Genomic DNA, 17,622 nt, shown 5'->3' with positions numbered 1-17,622 from the left:
GCAGGACGGCACACGTGCTGGGGCGGAGCGGCGGCCGTCGGCCAGCGTGGGGGCATGCTTGCAGCCACCGCCGTCTCCCAGAGCGCCGCCGACCCGCTCGCCGGGCTCGTCCTGGACGACGTGCCCGAGCCCGGGTTCCGGCCCGGCTGGTCGGTCGTCCGGGTCGTCGCCTCCTCGCTCAACATGCACGACCTGTGGACGCTGCGCGGCGTCGGACATCCCCCCGACCGGCTGCCGATCATCCTCGGCTGCGACGCCGCGGGCTACGACGAGAACGGCGACGCGGTGATCGTCCACCCCGTCATCGCCGACCCGGACGCGGGCCGCGGCGACGAGACCCTGGACCCGGACCGGGCCCTGCTGTCCGAACGCCACGACGGCGCGTTCGCGGAGTACCTGGCCGTGCCGACCCGCAACCTCGTCCGCAAGCCCGGCTGGCTGTCCTTCGACGAGGCCGCCTGCCTGCCGGTCGCCTGGACGACCGCCTACCGGATGCTGTTCACCCAGGCGAAGATCACCGCAGGCGACCGGGTGCTGGTGCAGGGGGTGGGCGGCGGCGTCGCGTCCGCCGCGATCAGGCTGGCCGTCGCCGCCGGTGCCGTCGTCTACGCCACCAGCCGCAGCGAGGACAAGCGCCTCCAGGCAGTCGAGTGGGGGGCCCGCGCCGCGGTGCCGAGCGGGGAGCGGCTGCCCGAGCGCGTCGACGTCGTCATCGAGACGGTCGGCGAGGCGACCTGGTCGCACTCGCTGAAGTCGCTGCGTCCCGGCGGCACCGTGGTGGTCGCGGGCGCGACGAGCGGCACGAACCCGCCCGCCGACCTCGGCCGCGTCTTCTACCTCCAGCAGCGCATCCTCGGCTCGACCGGCTGCACGCGCGGCGAGCTCGTCGCGCTGCTCCGGCTCATGGAGGCCACCGGCGTCCGCCCGCCGATCGACCGCACGCTGCCGCTGGACGAGATCCACAAGGGCTTCCAGCTCATGATCGACGGGGAGCTGACCGGCAAGCTCGTCGTCCACCCGCCCGCCCCCGGACAGTGAGGAGCGCCCCATGACCGCGGCCGCCGTCGGCCTCTCCCATTCGCCGCTCATCGGCAGGAACGATCCACCGCCCGACGTCCGCGCGGCGGTCGACGCCGCCGTCGGCGAGGCGCGCGACTTCGTCCGCGCCTTCGATCCCGAGCTGGTGGTGCTGTACGCCCCGGATCACTACAACGGCTTCTTCTACAAGGAGATGCCGCCGTTCTGCCTGGCCACGGAGGCCACCGCCGTCGGCGACTTCGGCTCGGCCGCCGGGCCGCTGCCGGTGGACACCGAGGCGGCCCGCGCGCTGGCACGCGGGGTCCTGGACCGCGGCGTCGACCTCACCGTCTCGGCGCGGATGACCGTCGACCACGGGTTCGCGCAGCCGCTCGAAGTGCTGTTCGGCGGGATCGACCGCGTCCCCGTCGTGCCGGTGTTCGTGAACGGGGTCGCCACTCCGCTCGGTCCGGTCGGCCGCGTCCGGGCGCTCGGCACAGCGGTCGGCGAGGCCGCCGCCGCACTGGGCCGGCGGGTGCTGTTCGCCGGGTCGGGCGGGCTCTCGCACGACCCGCCCGTCCCCGTCCTGGACGGTGCGCCGCCCCGGGTCGCGGACGCGCTCATCGAAGGCCGCCCGCCCACTCCCGAGCAGCGGGCCAGGGGCGAGCAGCGGGTACTCCAGGCCGGCCGGGACTACGCGGCGGGCTCCGGCGCGATGATCCCGATCAACCCGGCCTGGGACAGGCTCGTCCTGGACACGCTGGAGAGCGGCCGGCTCGCGGACGTGGACGGCTGGAGCGTGGAATGGATGGGCGCCGAGGGCGGCGGCTCGGCCCACGAGGTGCGCACCTGGATCGCCGCGTTCGCCTCGCTCGCCGCGACGGGCGAGTACCGGATGACCTCCCGCTTCTACCGGGCGATACCCGAATGGATCGCCGGCTTCGCGGTGGCCGCCGCCGAGCCGGTGTGAGACGCCCGACCCGCCGCCGCCGGGGCGGGCGGCGGCGGGTCAGGGCCATCAGTTGTCCGCGGAGATCCGCAGGTTCGGGGGGACGATCTCCTCGTAGGCGGGCAGGCGTTTGACGAGCCCCGTGGTGCGGTGGAACTCGATGGCCGAGTCGTAGGACGCGCGGGTGAAGCCGATCTGCGCCGGGATCTCCCGCTGGACGATCGGGGGCAGGTCCGTGAGCGCCTTCGGGTCGGTGCCCTTCAGGTAGGCGGCCAGCAGGCCCGGGATCTCGTCCGGGTGCTCGTGGATGTCGCGCTGGGCCCGGGCCAGGGCCCGCTGGAACGCCGCGATCTCCTTCTGCTTCTTGTCCATGAGGCTCTTGGTGGTGAAGACGACGCCGTGCGCGGTCTTCTCGAAGCCCGGGATGTCGCCCCGGGACGGGGAGATGTAGAGGGACCCGGCCCCGGCGGCCTTGGCCTGCTGAGCGAGCGGCTGGAAGAACGACAGCGCGTCCACCCGGCCCGTCTTCAGCGCGCCGATGGCCGAGGTCGCCTGCGCGCCGAGATTGACGAGTTCGGCGTCGCGGTCGGAGCGCATCCCGACCCGCTGGAACAGGTAGGTGACGAGCGCCTCGGTGCCGCTGCCGGGGCCGGTGATGCCGATCTTCTTGCCGCGCAGCGCGCGGATCCGGTCGTCGAGCGAGGCGGACGCGGGCGCGCCCCGGAAGTCCCCGCCGACGATGATGTCGACGTAGTACCGGTCGACGAGGTCGCCGACGAGGCGCGTCCCGTCGTCGATGCGGGCGAGGTTGAGGGCGTCGGTCAGCACGCCGGCTCCGACGTCGATGCCGCCCGACTTCAGCGCGGCGGCGACCTTCGCGCCGGTGCCGAGCCGGGGACGCTCGCCGAGCTTCACGCCCTCCTGCTCGAAGTAGTGCTTCCGCTCGGCGACGAACAGCGGGAGGAACGCGATCGAGTTGCTGATCTGGCCGACGTTGAGCACGCCGGGCGGGGTGGTGGAGGTGCGCTCGGCGCACCCCGCCACCGCCAGGACGAGGACGAGCAGCGCCGCCACGAGGCGTCTCATCGGCGGGCCTCCAACGGCTTCCAGCGGCTCAGCCTGCGGTCCAGGAGGCCGACGAGGAGGTTCAGCACGGCGGCGATCACGCTCAGCACGACGAGCGTGGCGAACACCCCGGCCGTGTCGAACTGCGCGGCCGCGTCGTTGATGAGGTAGCCGAGGCCGCGGTTGGACGCGACCAGCTCACCGATCACGGCGCCGATCAGCGCGTACGGGATCGCGACCTTCATCCCGGTGAGGACCCCGGTCATCGAGGCGGGCAGGACCACCTTGAGCGTGACGTGCCACCGGCCGCCGCCCATCAGCCGGACGGCGTCGACCAGCCCGCGGTCCACCTCCCGGACGCCGGCGACGGTGTTGAGGAACACGAGGAAGAAGACGGTGGCGGCGGCGAGCAGCACCTTCATGTGCATGCCGATGCCGAACCAGACGATGAACAGCGGGGCGAGCGCCACCTTCGGGATCGCGTAGAGCGCCATGATGAACGGGTCGAGGACGCGGTAGAGCACCGTCGCCGACGCGAGCAGGAACCCGGCGAGCACGCCCGCCGCCGCGCCCAGCCCGAACCCGTAGACGATCTCCTGAATGGTCACCCAGGTGTTGGACCAGAGGACGCCGTCCTGCTGCCACTCGACGAGGCGGTTCCAGATCTCGGACGGGCGGCTGGTGAAGATGACGTCGAACCACCGGTCGGCCGCCCACTGCCAGACGAGCAGCGACGCCGCCACGAGGACGACCCGCGCGGCCCACACGCCCACCGAGCCGCCGTGCCTCCCCCAGAAGCCGCGTTCGATCGGGACGGTCTGCGGCGCGCCGTCGTCCTCGACCTTCGAGGCGGGCCGGGTCTCCGCGGTCATCGGGCTCCCTCCCTCAGGGCGTCCGTCAGCTTCCGGTGCAGGGCGACGAACCGGGTGTCGACCCGCATCTCGTCGGGGTCGCGGGGGCGGGGCAGATCGATGTCCTCGTCCAGTACGACGCGGCCGAGGCGGCCGAGCACGACCACCCGGTCACCGAGCAGCAGCGCCTCCTCGATGTCGTGCGTCACGAACACCACGGTCTGGCCGCTGCCCTGCCACAGCCTCAGCAGTTCCTTCTGCAGGTCGGAGCGGAGCTGGGCGTCGAGGGCGCCGAACGGCTCGTCCATCAGCAGGGTCTCGGGGTCGCCGGCCAGCATCCGGGCGAGGCCGACCCGCCGGCGCATGCCGCCGGACAGCTCCCGCGGGTAGTGCCGCTCGAACCCGCGCAGACCGACCCGCTCGATCAGCTCCGCGGCCCGTTCACGGCGCTCGCGGCCGGGCACCTTCCGCAGCTCCATCGGCATCTCGATGTTGCGCCGGACGTCCCGCCACGGCATCAGCGTGTCGGACTGGGTCAGGTAGCCGACCTCGACGCGCGGCCTGGAGACCGGCTGCTCGCGGTAGAACACCTCGCCGGACGTGGGCGGGACGAGCCCGGCAAGGAGGTTGAGCATCGTGGACTTGCCGCAGCCGCTGCGGCCGAGCACGCTGACGAAGCCGCCCTCGGCGACGTCCAGGTCGAAGTCGCGCAGGGCCACGATGCCCTTGTCGTCCTTGACGAACTGCTTGGTCAGGTTTCTGATCTTCAGGACCTGGGTCATGAGCCGGCCTCCCCGGCGCGGTCGGCGCCGGCGAGCCGGCGGCTGTTGCGGACGGCCATGGTGCGCACGTCCTCCTCGGTGAAGCCCGCGGCGAGGAGCCGGTCGGCCATGAGCGCCAAGCCGTCCTCCACTGGAGGGTTGAACGGCTGGCCGAGGTCGCTGGACAGGACGGAGTGCTCGGGCCCGACCGCCCGGATGTTCTCCACCCAGACGTCCCAGGAGACCTTGCCGGTGTACGGGGTGGTGAAGCAGCGCTCCATCAGGGCGCCCTTCGCCGCGAGCTCCCGCTGCCGCTCGACGCCCACCCGCTGGGAGGTGAACTCGGGGTGGGTGACGACGATGCGGCGCACTCCCTCGGCAACGGCCGCGTCCACGACGGTGCCGATCTCCCCGGTGCTGAGATGCCCGGTGGCCAGCGTCATGTCGTGCTTGGCGATCACCTGGAGGACCTGCCGGGTGGCCTCGTTGACCTTCCCGTCGGCGCCGAGGACGTCCACCGGGTCGGCGGCCATGCCGTCCGCCCGCAGTTCCTCCTGCAATCGCGCCCACATCGGAGGGCGTGCCCCCTCAGGATCGTGCGCCGTGCACTCGCGCTGGTTGGCGCTGTCCACGGTCGGCAGCCACACGAACTGTGCTCCGGCGCGTCCGGCGAGCTCGACCGCGATGGGATTCATGCCGCCGACCGAGCCGTTCAGGGTGATGGCTCCGACCGCGCCGAACCCGGGAACGGCGGCCCGCACCACGGCGGCCCGCTCCGCCGTGGGGAAGTAGTGCGACTTCAGCACGAATCCGCCGAGCCCCACCTCCGCGAACCTCGGCGCGAGGGCGAGGTCGTCGATGCGGCGCCGCATCACGTCCGGGGCCACGTGGATGTGCACGTCGTACGCACCCCGCACAAGCTCACGCGCCCGATCGGACGGCTTCGGGTGTTCGGTCATCCCAGCCCCTTGTGTCGCCACTACTGATGCCGAGATTGTTAACAATTTCGGCAACAACGTCAATGGTTGCCGGGGACCACCGCGAGCCACGCCTCGTCGTGCCGTCCCGAGAACCGCTCCTCCGCATGGCGCAGCAGGGCACCGCCGACACCGCGCCCGCGGGCCGACCGCGCGACGGCCAGCTGGACGACCTCGCCCTCGTCGTCGCCGAGGATGATCAGGCCGAGCAGCTCACCGTCCTCGCTCGCCACAATGGTCGAGCCCGCGTACTTCTCCGCGTGCGCGGCGAAGTGCTCGGGCCCGCGGGCGTCCATCAGCGCGTCGGGCACGTGCCCGGCATGCCCGTCGAGCCAGGCCGCCCGCCAGAGCTCGGCCAGTCGCGGCGCCTCGTCCGGCCGTGCAGGTCGAAGGATCACGGTCCCCACCTCCATGTCAGCTCGTTGATGCCAGGCACACGGTAAGCGGATGGGTCGGTCAAGGGGAGGGCAAGAGGTCGTGTTCGGGCGGCTCGCTGGACCGGTGGGCAGGGACGGCTGGCCGTAGGGTCCCTGCGAATCGGGCTATCGGGGGAGGCCGGTATGTGGGGGCGTGGGAAGGTGTCGGCGGCCGTCGCCGGAGTGGCGGTGGTGGCGTGCGGTTCCGCGGCGTGGCCGGCCCGGGCGGACGGCGGGTGGGTCCTCGTCGCGCACGAGGGGTTCGACCGCCCGCTGCGGGTCGACGGGAGGCCGTGGCGGCTGGACCCGCAGGGGAAACGCAGCCCGTGGCACGTCGACGCGTTCGACGATGACGGGGAGGCCTGGAAGAAGATCAGCGGGCCGTTGTTCGGACGGGAGCTGGACACGCTGAACGTGTTCCGCAAGCGCGTCGCGTTCGGGCGCAAGGGGTGGCTGACCGCCGAGGTCGCCGCCGTGGACAAGGACAAGGACGGGCGCCCCGACTCGCGGCCGGGGGTCTCGAACGCGTCGCTGCCGGGCGGGCAGAAGGTCGCGCGGATCTCCGAGCCGAGCTGGGACGCCGGGGTGCTGATCCGGCCCACGCGCCCGCTGCCGCCGCACTACCGGGTGGAGATGACGCTGCGCGGCATCGACTTCGGCGGCAAGCGGCACGGCACGTTCGACTACAACGGCAGGCACAACGGGTACACGAAGGAACCCTGCAAGACCCGGTATCCGTGGACGTTCCAGGGCGCGCTGCCCGGAAAGACGCGCTGCCAGTATCCCGATGTGACCAGGGAGAACGGGTTCTATTACCTGACGATCCTCGACTACGCGACGCCCGCACCGCACGGCAACCCGGGCATTCACTACCGCCGCAAGGTCATCATGGACGGCTACTACAGCGACGACGACCGCTGGAAGAACGCCGCGACCTGCAACCCCAAGACCCGGAAGCTGTACCGGACGTTCGACGGCACGTTCAACGGAATCAACGCGCTGTTCCCGCGCGGCGACATGTTCCGCGAAACCGCCAACAACAACATCAGCAACGAGTACTACGCCAAGACCGTCTGCGGAAACGCGTCAATGGACAGGCGGTACGGACCGGGCGGCCGTTTCGAAGGTCATCTGACCAGCGCCGAACTGCGGCCGGAACTGCTGCCGAAGGCCGCCTACCGGTTCGCCATCGAACGGGACCGCACCGGGTACACGCTCGAAATGAGCGGGCCGTTCCTCCACATCGGGCAGGCCACGCTGCGCGTCCATCACGACTTCGTGGAGAACGGCCGTCCGATCTGGCACTACAACCAGACCCCGGGCGAGTACGACGGCCGGTTCGACCGCAGGCTCGTCCACAAGGGCCCGGCCGGGACGTACACGACCGAGCACAGCTGGCCCAAGGGATCGGCCTACCCCGATTCCTTCATCATCGGCGACCCGCACCTGAACTACTACGAGGGGGAGGCGTACGTCGACGACATCCGCCTGTACGTCCCGAAGACCGAGAGGTGACCCGCCGCCCGTCAGCAGCGTCCGACCCAGGAGCACTCGAGCTGCGGGCCGCTCCGCGACGTGAGCATGCTCCGGGCCGGGGCGGGTTCTCCGCCGGCCAGCCGGATCGCGATCTTGTCCTCGATGTCCTTGGGCGCCCCGCCCTGGTAGCCGTTGAGGACGACCGAGAAGAGCAGCCGGCGCCCGGACTCGTCGCTGACGAATCCGGAGAGCGCGGTGGCGCCGCCCAGCGTGCCGGTCTTCGCGTGCACGTTGCCCGCGGCCGGGGTGCCCCGCATCCGCGACGTCAGCGTGCCGCCGGTCATGCGGTCGGGGTCACCGGCGATCGGCAGGGCGCCGTACCAGGTGGAGAACCAGCGCGCGCCCTGCGCCCGCCTGATCATGGTGCTGACGTCCTGCGCGGTCGTGCGGTTGCCGCGCGACAGCCCCGAGCCGTCGACCATGTCCAGCCGTCCGGCCGGGACGCCCTGGGTGCGGGCGTACCGCTCGATCAGCGGCAGCCCCGCCGTCCAGCTGCCCTTGCCCGCCTTCTTCCGCCCGATCGCCTTGACCAGGGTCTCGGCGATCATGTTGTTGCTGAGCTTGAGGAAGGGGACCACCAGCTGCGACAGCGGCATCGAGGAACGGTAGGCGACGGCCCGGACGCCCTTGGGCGTCCTGCCTCGCTCGGTCGTGCCCCTGACCTGGACGCCGTGCGCCCGCAGCGCGTTCCGGAACACGTCCGCCGCGTACATCGTGGGGTTCTCGACCGTGCGCAGGGTGGTGTAGGCGGCCCCGCCCGCCGGGTAGGAGCCGCTCACCACGATCGTGTTCGTGCCCTTCGCCCGGTTGACCGACAGCGTGGACGCCGAGCCGGGCTTCCCGGTGACCGCCTTGTTGTCGATCTTGACGACATGGGTGGCGGGGGCGACCCCGACCTTCACGGGTTCGCCCTCGGCGCCCGGCGCGACCTTCACGTTGACGGACCCGGCGTCGAAGTCGTCGTTCGGTGCGACGGTCAGCGCGGAGGTCTGCCCGGCGTAGTAGTACTGCAGGTCGGTCGGGTCCCATGAGGCGGGCGTGCGGACGGCGTCGAACCAGGTGTCGTCCGCGACCAGGTCGCCCTCGACGCGCCGGACGCCCCGCGCCGCGACCTGGGCGGCAAGCCGGTCGTAGTCGGCGGCCCGCGTCGTCGGGTCCCCGGTGCCCTTCAGGTACAGGTCGCCCTTGACCGACGACCCGGACACCGGCCCGGCGTACACCCCGGTGCGGAACCGGTACCCGGTGCCGAGCAGCGACAGCGCCGCGCCGGAGGTGTAGATCTTGAGGTTCGAGGCGGGCAGCACGGGCGCGGTGGCGCCCCGCGAGTAGCGGACGGCGCCCGTCTTCGCGTCCCGCACGACGACGCCGACGGTGGCGCCCTTGAGGCGGGCGTCGGCGAGGATGGCGTCGAGATCGGTCTTCAGTTCGCCTGGTGCGGCGGCCCGGGCCTGCGGATGCATGGCGGGAGCGGCGAGCAGCGAAACTCCTGCGACCAGGACGGACGTGATTCGCACCAGTGATCCACGCATGGGGTGTGATCGTAGGGCAATTGGCGGGGCCAATGCGCCGAAACGACACGGACCGTGTTCACCACATCGCGTCGAGCAGTTCCGTGACCGCGTCGACGTCCGGCGGGCGCGGGTTGGGGTACGGCGCCGCCACCACCCGCTCGGCGACCTCGCGCAGCCGGTCCCGGGGCACTTGAAGGGCGGAGAGGCGCGTGGGCCCCTTGTGGCGGCGGGCCAGTCCGGCGACGGCCGCCACCGGATCCGGCCCCGCCGCCCGGTTCAGCCGCGCGGACGCCTCCGGCGCCCACGGCAGGTTGAACGCCATCACGTGCGCCAGCAGCATCGTGTGCAGTTCGGCGTGCGGAAGGTCGAACGCGCCGCCGAGGACGTGCGCGAGCTGGTGGTGCAGGCCCATCCGGGTCTGCGCCAGGCAGACCCCGGCCAGCCACGCCGCCGACTGAAGGCGTCCGCGCCCCGGGAGCCCCGACGGGTCGTCCAGCACCTCGGGCAGCGCATCCAGGATGCCGGCGACGGCCTCGGTGGCCAGTGCGTCCGTGACCAGAGTGGCGTCCGGCGCCCACAGGGCCTCGACGGCATGCGCGAGCGCGTTCATGGCGCTCGTCAGGGTCAGGCCGGAGGGCATGCTCAGGGTGAGGACAGGGTCGTAGACGATCATTCCGGGAGCGAGGGCGGGGTCGCGGCGTGTGGTCTTCACACCGTCCTCCGTCTCCCCGAGGACGGGCGTCATCTCCGAGCCCGCGTAGGTGGTCGGCACGGCGACCTGCGGCATCCCCGTCCGGGCCGACACCGCCTTGGCCAGGCCGATCGCGGATCCGCCGCCGATCGCGACCACGCAGTCCGCCGACGCGTCCTCGGCCACCGCCATGGCCCGCGCGGTCACGGCGACCGGCGTGTGCGGCGCCGGACGGTCGAAGCGCGCCGCGAGCCGCGAACCCAGCGCGTCCGCGATCCGGCCGGCGGCCGTACCGGCGGACGGGGTCGCGACCAGCAGCACCCGCCGCTCGCCGAGCCGTGCGATCTCGTCCGCGACGAGGTCACATGCCCCCGGCCCGATCAGCACGCGCGCCGCGAGCGTCTCGTGGACGGTGACCCGGGCATCGGCCCCTCGCTCCATGTGGCTCACCCCTGCCCCACCTCCGGATCGACTTTCTCATGCGAGCAGGCCGGGGGACGATGAGCAGCGGATCATCCCGGGCCAGCGCTTCGGTGGTGGCGCGGGCCAGCCGCGGGTCGTGTGCGTGTCGCGTTCGACGGTCGTCAGGAACGCCTCGTAGCCGTCCTGCCCGTCGAGCCAGTCCGTCGCGTCGGGGCCTTGCACGGCGGCGGCGGTCGCGTAGACGTCCGCCCACATGAGCCTGGGTCCCGTGACGGTGACAGCGCGCACCGCCTCGGCGGGGCGGCCGGTGTGCGGATCGATGATGTGGGCGCCGCGATGGGCGGTGCCCGAGGTCGCCACCGCGCCGCTGCGCAGGCGCACGACCTGGGTCACGCGACCCGGGTCTTCCGGGTCCTCGATGCCGACCCGCCAGGGCGCCTGACCGGCGGGAGCGTGCACCACGACGTCGCCCCCGGCGTTGACGCACCACCCGGCTCCGTCCAGGCCGGCGAGATGCCGGGCCGCGCGCTCCACCGCCCATCCCTTGACCAGCCCGGACGGGTCGTATCTGGGGCCGCCGCCGCGCGGGTCGGGCAGATCGCGCGGATCGAACCGGCCGTTGGTGCGGGCCCGGGCGAGGTCGCACAGCGCCATCACCTCGGCCAGCGCCGGGTCGGCCTCCCCGAGCGCGAGGTCTCCGCGCTCCCAGCGCGACAGGTCGCTGTCGTCCCGGTAGGGACTGAGCACCGCGTCGGCATGGCACAGGTCGGCGAAGACGGCGGCGACGCGCTCCTCGACGTCCTCGCCCACCGGATCGGCGCCGCGCACGTGCACGCTGATCGGCATCCCCATGATCTGCTCCACCCACGCCCTGCGCGGAATCCCGGCATTCATGGCTGTGCTCCCTGTGGGGGGGCGACCCCCCACACCCCCCGGTTCGCTCCGCTCATGACAGGTGGGCCGCGTCGATGGCGGACTGCAGCGACTCCACGTATCCGTCGCTGGTCACGGTGGCGCCGGAGACGGTGTCGATCTTGGCGCTCTGCGCGGCCAGCACCTCCTGCTTCAGGGCGGGCAGCGCGAACGCGTTGATCTCCTCGTCCCGGTGGTTGCCGTTCGGGTAGACCGGCACCGCGATATCCGTGATCTTCCCGTCGGACACGGTGATGGTGACCTGGATCGGCCCCCACTGCGTCTGCGCGACCGACCCCGTGTACGTCTTGTTCCCACTGCTCGCCGACCCGGACGACTGCGTGGCGCTCGGGCTCGGGGTCGTACTGGTCTGGGGTGTCACGGTGGTGTCGCCGGCGGTGGTGGTCGCGGTCGCGCCGCCGATGGTGCTCGTCCGGTAGCTGAACAGCAGCACGACCGCCGCGACCGTGGACATCAGCCAGCAGGTGATCCGTCTCATCGTCATCGTCCTTCGTGTTACCAGGCGAACTGTTCGGTGTGCAGGTGGCCGGCGCGGACGCCGGCGGCCCGGGCGGCGGTGCGCACCGTGTCCGTCCATGCGTCCGGGCCGCAGACGTAGACATGGGAGCCGGCGACGGCCGGCGCGGCCCGGCGCAGGGCCTCGACGTCGCCGAGCCCCGCGAGGGGCTGCGGCAGCCACGACGAGCGGTCGGCGCGCGGGCCGAGCGCGTACACGATCCGCACTCCCCTCTCCGCCGCCAGCCGGTCCAGCTCCTCGCGGAACGCGACCTCCTCATCGCTGCGGGCCCGGTAGACGAGCGTGGCGTCGCCCGGCCGGTAAGGCAGGTCCCAGAGGAGCGCCAGCAGGGGTGTGATGCCGATGCCGCAGGCCAGCATCACGACGGGCCCGCCCGTGTAGGTCTCGCCGGTGAGCTTCCCGTACGGTCCCTCGATGAGCGCCCTCGTCCCCGGCTTGAGGGAAGCGACGCGGGCGCTGCCGTCGCCGAGGTCCTTCACGGTGATGCGGACGAGATCACCGCGCGGGGTGCCGGACAGGGAGTAGGGGTGCGCGCGGGACCAGCCGGGACCGTCCATGAAGCGCCACTGGAAGAACTGCCCGGCCCGCACCGGCAGCCTGTCCAGCCGGCGGCCGCGCAGATAGACCGAGGTGAGGCCGGGCCCCTCCGGGACGACGTGGCTGACGGTCAGCCGGTGCCGCCGGCTCCGCCACACGGGCACCCCGATCCGGAAGATCAGGACGGCGCCCGCCGCCACCGCGTACAGCGTCCACCAGTACGCCCTGGCCCAGGGAGAACCGGCGAAGTCAGTGCCGGTCCAGAGCTGGTGCGGCAGCGCGAGCCCGATGCCCAGGTAGGCGTACAGGTGCAGCAGGTGCCACGACTCGTACCGCAGCCGCCGCCGCGCCGCCCGCAGCGAGGTGACGACGACCATGACCAGCGAACCCGTGCCGGCGACGGCCAGCAGCATCCCCGGATAGGACACGACCATGTCCCACGTCTCCGCGAACACGTTGGCATGGACGGACCCGGCATAGCCGATGACGATGAGCACGATGTGCACCAGCATCAGGTGGAAGGAGGCGAAACCCGTCCAGCGGTGCCATCGGGCCAGCCGGTCTTGTCCGAAAGCCCGCTCCACCAGCGGCACGCGCGCCATCAGCAAGGCCTGCGACAGCATCAGGTCCGACGCCCAGAGACCGGCCAGGCGCCCCAGGGCCGACACGGCGCCCGGGCCGCCGGCCAGCGTCTGCTGGACGCCCTGGCCGTGCACCCAGAGCGCGGTGACGATCAGCAGGCCGAGCCCGGCGCCCACGCCCGCCGCGTCCGCCCACCAGCGGGGCGTCGGACGTGGCGTGGCGGCGGGACGAGGTGTGCGGGCCGTCTGGGGCCGGGGGGATGCTGCGGTGGTCATGCCCACACCATCGGCGGGGCCTATGAAGGATCCTGTCGGCTTTCCTTAACGTTCGATGAGAACACCGCCACCGTGTCGGCGCTGGTCAAACCCCTTTCGTCGGCATTGGACCACCGATCCGGACGGGAAGCGCGCGGGGGCCGCGGACCTGACCGGCGGCCCAGGTCACGGCCGACGGGTCGTCCAGGGTGAAGGACGGGATGCGTTCGAGCCACACTTCGAGCGCGACCCGGAGCTCCATCCGCGCCAGGTGCGAGCCGACGCAGCGGTGGATGCCGAGGCCGAACGCGGCATGCCGGTTGACCTCCCGGTCGATGACGACCTCGTCCGCCCGGTCGAACTGCTCCGGGTCGCGGTTGGCCGCGGGGAACGACAGCAGGATCCAGTCCTCGGCCTTCATGTCGACGCCGCCGAGGCGCGTGTCCTCCCGCACCAGGCGCGCCATCGTGACCGGCGCGTAGACGCGGAGGAACTCCTCCATCGCGGTCGGCAGCAGCGACGGTTCGGCGACGAGGCGCTCCCGGTCGGCCGGGGTCTTCGCCAGGTGCCACAGCGACGCGCCGATCGCGCTCCACGTCGTGTCGATCCCGGCGATCAGCAGGAGCGCCATCGTCCCCGAGACGTGGGAGGGGTCGAGCTTGCGCCCGTACAGCTCCGCGTCGATCAGGTAGGTGGTGAGGTCGTCGCGCGGGTCGTCGACGTGGTCGCGGATCTGGTCGAGGAGGTAGTCGAAGAGCTTGTCCATCCGCGCGATGCGCTCGTCCGGCGGCAGGTTGACGCCTTCGAGGGTGTTCTCGACGAACTCGCGGAACCGCGGGCCGTCCTCGGGCGGGAAGCCGAGCAGGTCGGCGATGACCCGTATCGGGATGTGCTGCGCGTACTCGTGCGCCGCGTCCACCACGTCCCGGCCCTCGAAGGAGTCGATGAGCGTGTGGCAGTAGGCCCTGGTCGCCGGCTCCAGCCGCCGCACGGCCGACTTCGTGAACGCGGGCAGCAGCAGCTTGCGCGCGTCGTGGTGGAACGGCGGGTCGGACGAGATCGGCGGTGTGACGCCCATCGGCTCCACCTCGCGCGGCGGCCGGAAGTTGCTCATGACGACCGAACGGGACGTGAAGCGCTCGGTGTCGTAGGCGATAGCCGCGACGTCCTCGTACCGCGTCGGCAGCCAGCCGCCGCCGAACCGCTCGGTCCGCGCGACCGGGCAGCGCCGCCGCAGGTCGTCCTGGATCGGATACGGGTCGGCGGCCCATTCCGGTTCCAGATGGGAGAAGTCGGTCGCCCAGTCGGCCACCGGGCCGGTGATCACCTCGTTGCGGGTGCCGAGCGGACGGTTCTCCCGCGCTTCCTCGTAGCCCTTGTCGAACCGGTCGTCGACGGTCATCACGCCTCCTTGAGGACGTCGATCGCCCGTTCCGGGCAGTTGGCCACCGCGAGGCGGGCGTCGTGTTCCGCCCCCTCGGCCGCGACGCCGTCGCCGAGGACCGTCCCGTAGCCCTCGTCGTCCTCACCGAACAGGGCCGGAGCCAGGTCGTAGCACCGGCCATGCCCCTGGCACCGCTCCGGGTCGATCCGCACCTTCACTGCGTTCCCTCCGTCTTCTGCGGGGCGGGCGGCACGAGCGCGGCCACGATCCGGGTGATCAGCGCGGACCACTCCTCGTCGCCGACCGCGTGCATGTCCGGCGGGACGAGCGCGCTGCCCATCCCCAGCAGGAGGCAGAGATGGGCGAGCGCGTCCGGGGACAGCGCCGGGTCCACCTCGTCGCCCGCCTGGGCGACGCGCATCAGGTCGGCGAGCCAGCCGCCGCGTTCGGCCACGTAGTCGCGCATGGGCCGGGCGACGTCCTCGTCCCGGCGCGCCGCGACCAGCGCCTCCACGACGAGGTGGCCGCGCGGTTCCCGCCGCCGTGGCAGTCCTCGTCCGATGGCGAGGAGCAGGTCGATGACCGGACCGTCCGGATCGGAGGCGAACTGGTCGGCGAGCAGCCGTTTGCCGTGCACGCGCAAAGCGGCGACCAGCAGCTCCGCCTTCGAGCCGAAGTGCGCGTACAGCGCGCCGTTGCTGACGCCCGCGGCCCGCGCGATGTCGGCGACCCGCGTCCCGTCGTACCCGCGCTGGGCGAAGACGTCGGACGCCGCGCTCAGCAGCCTTTCCCGTGTCTCCGCCCGGGTGACGCCCGCGATGCGTCCCATAGCCGAATTAAAAGACTGTTCATTTGATAGGTCAAGGCGTCCGGGGCGGCGCCGGACGCCCCGGGGAACGCCGCGACCCTCACCGGACGGAGGCGGGGGCGGAGTACGACTCCGCGCGGTCCCCTCTGCCGACGGTGAAGAAGCCGATGAACGCGGCGACGGCGGCGACGACCTCCCCGGCGAGGCTGATCGTCTTGTCGCTGTACCACGACGGGTCGTACATCCGCGGGATCGGGCCGAGCTGCCCGAAATCGACGAAGTAGTACAGCAGCACGGCGCCGGCCGCGCTCGCGGCGACGATGAACGCGATCGCGTACGTCCACTTGCGGGCCCAGAACAGCACGAGGAGGCCCGCGACGGCCGCCGCGACGGCCTGGCCGCGGAACAGATCGTCCCCGGGGATGACGTCGCTCGGAGTATGGGGCCCTGGAGCCATACCGGGTGCGAACCGCCAGTGCACGACGGCGTCGGCCGCGAGCCCCGCGGCGACGAGTAGTCGAAGAAGTATGCCCATACCCATTGCACGGTGATACCCGCTCCACGGATCAAACCGCCGGAACATTTCGGCAAGGCCGGTAACGGCCGCGGCAAAACGCCCGCCGATCAGCCGGCGCGGCCGGCCCTGACCCGGCGATGGCTCCAGTACAGAAGCGCGAACAGGATGAATCCCGAGAGGATGAGGCCGGACCCGGTGCTCCATCCGCCGAGCGGCAGTTCCGGCACGAGCCCCCAGGCGACGCCCGCGCCGATCAGGGCCAGCCCGGTCAGGATCGCGCCCGTGAGGCGCCACCACGAGGTCACGCTCTCCTCCGCCGCCCGGATCGCCCGCTCCCGCACGGGCTCGACGTAGCGGTTCACGGCCGGGAACTCCCGGGAGAGGATGAGCAGCCCCGCCAGCACGAGCAGCAACCCCGGCCCCGGCAGGACGAGCAGGGCGCCACCGGCCAACAGCACCGCGCCCCCCGCGATGACCACCGCGACGCGTCTGGCCGAGCTTCCGTACCCCATGCCTGTCCCCCCGTCAGTTCCCGTCTCTGTCTCCCTACCCGAGGATCGGGCCGGCGTCCGTCCGTGACGGCGGGACCGCGACCTGTGACTTTGGGGGTTCTGGAGTGATTGGTCCGATATGCTCCACGAGCCCCCCTCTGGATCAGGGTTCTCTCCATGACACAGACATCTGAGGCGTCGGTCGTCCCCGAGTTACCGGTGGAACCATCCGCCGGACGTCCGCCGGAAACGCGGCCGGCGCAGGGCGGCGCGGCACCCCGGGGCCGCGACCCGCACCTGGACAACGCCAAGTTCCTGGCGATCCTCCTCGTCGCCGGCGGGCACGGCCTGTCGGGCCTGCGGGACGTCCCGCTGGCCGCGGCGCTCTGGAACTTCGTCTACCTGTTCCACATGCCGCTGTTCGTCATGATCAGCGGTTACCTCTCCAAGCGGTTCACGCTGACCGACGACAAGGTCTCCCGGCTGGTCGGCTCGACGCTCGCGCCGTACCTGATCTTCCAGTGCGCCTACAGCCTGTTCGCCTGGGGGGTCGACGGCCGCAGGTTCCAGTTCGACGTCCTGGACCCCTACTACCTGACCTGGTTCCTGCTGGCGCTGTTCGTGTGGCGGCTGCTCACCTCGGTGTGGCGGAAGCTCAGGTATCCACTGGCCACGGCCGTGCTCGTCTGCCTGCTCGGCTACATGAGCGACATCGGCAGCACGCTCGACCTGTACCGGATCCTGGGGCTGGTGCCGTTCTACGTCCTCGGGCTCACGCTCTCGCCGGAAGTGCTGCAGATCGTCCGGCGGCCGGCCGCGCGGATCGCGGGCGCCGTGCTCCTGGCCGCCGCGTTCGGTGCCGCGTTCGTCACCCACGACCATATGAACGCGCGCTGGCTGAACTGGGACACCTCCAACGCCGGTCTCGGCGTGGACGAGCTGACCGGAACGATGATGCGGCTGGTGCTGCTGATCACCGCGACGGTGCTCCTCATCGCATTCCTCGCCGTTGTCCCGTCCCGGCACACCTGGTACAGCGACCTCGGCGCCGCGACCCTTTACGGTTATCTGCTGCACGGGTTCCTGACCCGGCTCTTCACGTTCGAGGGCTGGCAAAAGCTCGGCTGGTTCGACACGATTCCGGGCGTCCTGTCGGTGGTGCTCGCGTGCTTCGTCATCGTCACACTCCTGAGCACCGCACCCGTACGACGCGTGACCCGCTGGGCGGTCGAACCCAATCTGAGGCCGTTGTTCGGCCGGTGACAGATCGCGCCATTGACTGCGCCCTGTCACACCGAGGTTACGGGAATCTGAAAGATCACTGAATTCGCCACAAATTCCCACAGACCGGGTACAGTTAGGCCGCAGTTTCTCCCCCGTGTGGATCGTCTAGCCCTGCGAT

General features: G+C 71.7%; 19 protein-coding genes. 4 read left to right on the top strand and 15 right to left on the bottom strand.

Annotation, left to right across the window (positions count from 1 at the left end):
* The first annotated feature begins 54 nt into the window (after positions 1–54).
* Together ACQPZP_RS03940 and ACQPZP_RS03935 are read left to right on the top strand one after the other, a co-directional pair.
* Positions 55–1,038, top strand: coding sequence for a zinc-binding dehydrogenase (locus ACQPZP_RS03940; protein WP_433476260.1), 984 nt, complete (start codon positions 55–57; stop codon positions 1,036–1,038).
* Positions 1,039–1,048: 10 nt separating this feature from the next.
* Positions 1,049–1,987 (top strand): 3-carboxyethylcatechol 2,3-dioxygenase, encoded by a 939-nt coding sequence (locus ACQPZP_RS03935; RefSeq protein WP_433476259.1) that lies wholly within the window; start codon positions 1,049–1,051, stop codon positions 1,985–1,987.
* A 48-nt stretch (positions 1,988–2,035) separates the two neighbouring features.
* Here ACQPZP_RS03935 and ACQPZP_RS03930 read toward each other — a convergent pair whose 3' ends face one another.
* Genes ACQPZP_RS03930 through ACQPZP_RS03910 form a run of 5 tightly spaced genes read right to left on the bottom strand, consistent with a single transcriptional unit; the run spans position 2,036 to position 6,018 of the window.
* The gene (locus tag ACQPZP_RS03930) at positions 2,036–3,052 is read right to left on the bottom strand and encodes an ABC transporter substrate-binding protein (protein WP_433476258.1); all 1,017 of its coding nucleotides are present in this window, start codon (positions 3,050–3,052) and stop codon (positions 2,036–2,038) included.
* Positions 3,049–3,903 (bottom strand): ABC transporter permease, encoded by an 855-nt coding sequence (locus ACQPZP_RS03925; protein WP_433476257.1) that lies wholly within the window; start codon positions 3,901–3,903, stop codon positions 3,049–3,051. Before ACQPZP_RS03925 ends, ACQPZP_RS03930 begins: the two co-directional genes overlap by 4 nt.
* On the bottom strand, positions 3,900–4,664 hold the full coding sequence (locus ACQPZP_RS03920; protein WP_433476256.1) for an ABC transporter ATP-binding protein: 765 nt from the start codon (positions 4,662–4,664) through the stop codon (positions 3,900–3,902). The genes ACQPZP_RS03925 and ACQPZP_RS03920 overlap by 4 nt, the downstream gene beginning before the upstream one ends.
* Positions 4,661–5,602 (bottom strand): DUF6282 family protein, encoded by a 942-nt coding sequence (locus tag ACQPZP_RS03915; RefSeq protein ID WP_433476255.1) that lies wholly within the window; start codon positions 5,600–5,602, stop codon positions 4,661–4,663. The genes ACQPZP_RS03920 and ACQPZP_RS03915 overlap by 4 nt, the downstream gene beginning before the upstream one ends.
* Positions 5,603–5,661: 59 nt before the next feature.
* On the bottom strand, positions 5,662–6,018 hold the full coding sequence (locus ACQPZP_RS03910; protein WP_433476254.1) for a GNAT family N-acetyltransferase: 357 nt from the start codon (positions 6,016–6,018) through the stop codon (positions 5,662–5,664).
* 162 nt (positions 6,019–6,180) lie between these two features.
* Here ACQPZP_RS03910 and ACQPZP_RS03905 point away from each other — a divergent pair, with 162 nt between their 5' ends.
* Positions 6,181–7,551, top strand: coding sequence for a hypothetical protein (locus ACQPZP_RS03905; protein WP_433476253.1), 1,371 nt, complete (start codon positions 6,181–6,183; stop codon positions 7,549–7,551).
* An 11-nt stretch (positions 7,552–7,562) separates the two neighbouring features.
* Here the strand turns inward: ACQPZP_RS03905 and dacB are convergent, their stop codons facing one another.
* From dacB to ACQPZP_RS03855, 10 genes are all read right to left on the bottom strand, one after another.
* Positions 7,563–9,086 carry a D-alanyl-D-alanine carboxypeptidase/D-alanyl-D-alanine endopeptidase gene (gene dacB, locus ACQPZP_RS03900; protein WP_433476252.1) on the bottom strand — a complete coding sequence of 508 codons (1,524 nt, stop codon included), beginning with the start codon at positions 9,084–9,086 and terminating at the stop codon, positions 7,563–7,565.
* 73 nt (positions 9,087–9,159) lie between these two features.
* On the bottom strand, positions 9,160–10,215 hold the full coding sequence (locus tag ACQPZP_RS03895; RefSeq protein WP_433476251.1) for a maleylacetate reductase: 1,056 nt from the start codon (positions 10,213–10,215) through the stop codon (positions 9,160–9,162).
* Between the two features lie 36 nt (positions 10,216–10,251).
* Positions 10,252–11,091: an FAD:protein FMN transferase gene (locus ACQPZP_RS03890; protein WP_433476250.1), complete on the bottom strand. Its 840-nt coding sequence runs from the start codon at positions 11,089–11,091 to the stop codon at positions 10,252–10,254.
* A 52-nt stretch (positions 11,092–11,143) separates the two neighbouring features.
* Positions 11,144–11,608 (bottom strand): FMN-binding protein, encoded by a 465-nt coding sequence (locus ACQPZP_RS03885; RefSeq protein WP_433476249.1) that lies wholly within the window; start codon positions 11,606–11,608, stop codon positions 11,144–11,146.
* 17 nt (positions 11,609–11,625) lie between these two features.
* On the bottom strand, positions 11,626–13,041 hold the full coding sequence (locus ACQPZP_RS03880; RefSeq protein ID WP_433476248.1) for a ferredoxin reductase family protein: 1,416 nt from the start codon (positions 13,039–13,041) through the stop codon (positions 11,626–11,628).
* A gap of 85 nt (positions 13,042–13,126) precedes the next feature.
* Positions 13,127–14,422 (bottom strand): cytochrome P450, encoded by a 1,296-nt coding sequence (locus ACQPZP_RS03875; protein ID WP_433476247.1) that lies wholly within the window; start codon positions 14,420–14,422, stop codon positions 13,127–13,129.
* Complete coding sequence (locus tag ACQPZP_RS03870; RefSeq protein ID WP_433476246.1) at positions 14,422–14,622, bottom strand: ferredoxin; 201 nt, start codon at positions 14,620–14,622, stop codon at positions 14,422–14,424. The genes ACQPZP_RS03875 and ACQPZP_RS03870 overlap by 1 nt, the downstream gene beginning before the upstream one ends.
* On the bottom strand, positions 14,619–15,233 hold the full coding sequence (locus ACQPZP_RS03865) for a TetR/AcrR family transcriptional regulator (RefSeq protein ID WP_433476245.1): 615 nt from the start codon (positions 15,231–15,233) through the stop codon (positions 14,619–14,621). Before ACQPZP_RS03865 ends, ACQPZP_RS03870 begins: the two co-directional genes overlap by 4 nt.
* 79 nt (positions 15,234–15,312) lie before the next feature.
* On the bottom strand, positions 15,313–15,747 hold the full coding sequence (locus tag ACQPZP_RS03860; RefSeq protein WP_433466313.1) for a hypothetical protein: 435 nt from the start codon (positions 15,745–15,747) through the stop codon (positions 15,313–15,315).
* 89 nt (positions 15,748–15,836) lie between these two features.
* Complete coding sequence (locus ACQPZP_RS03855; RefSeq protein WP_433476244.1) at positions 15,837–16,241, bottom strand: PGPGW domain-containing protein; 405 nt, start codon at positions 16,239–16,241, stop codon at positions 15,837–15,839.
* 156 nt (positions 16,242–16,397) lie between these two features.
* On the opposite strand from ACQPZP_RS03855, the gene ACQPZP_RS03850 reads away from it, so the two are divergent.
* Positions 16,398–17,483, top strand: coding sequence for an acyltransferase family protein (locus ACQPZP_RS03850; protein ID WP_433476243.1), 1,086 nt, complete (start codon positions 16,398–16,400; stop codon positions 17,481–17,483).
* The last annotated feature ends 139 nt before the right edge of the window (positions 17,484–17,622 follow it).

Source organism: Spirillospora sp. CA-142024, from assembly GCF_050942325.1.
Taxonomy (GTDB): Bacteria; Actinomycetota; Actinomycetes; order Streptosporangiales; family Streptosporangiaceae; genus Spirillospora.
Note: the sequence above shows the minus strand (reverse complement) of the source record. Positions and strands in the feature narration are given on the sequence as shown.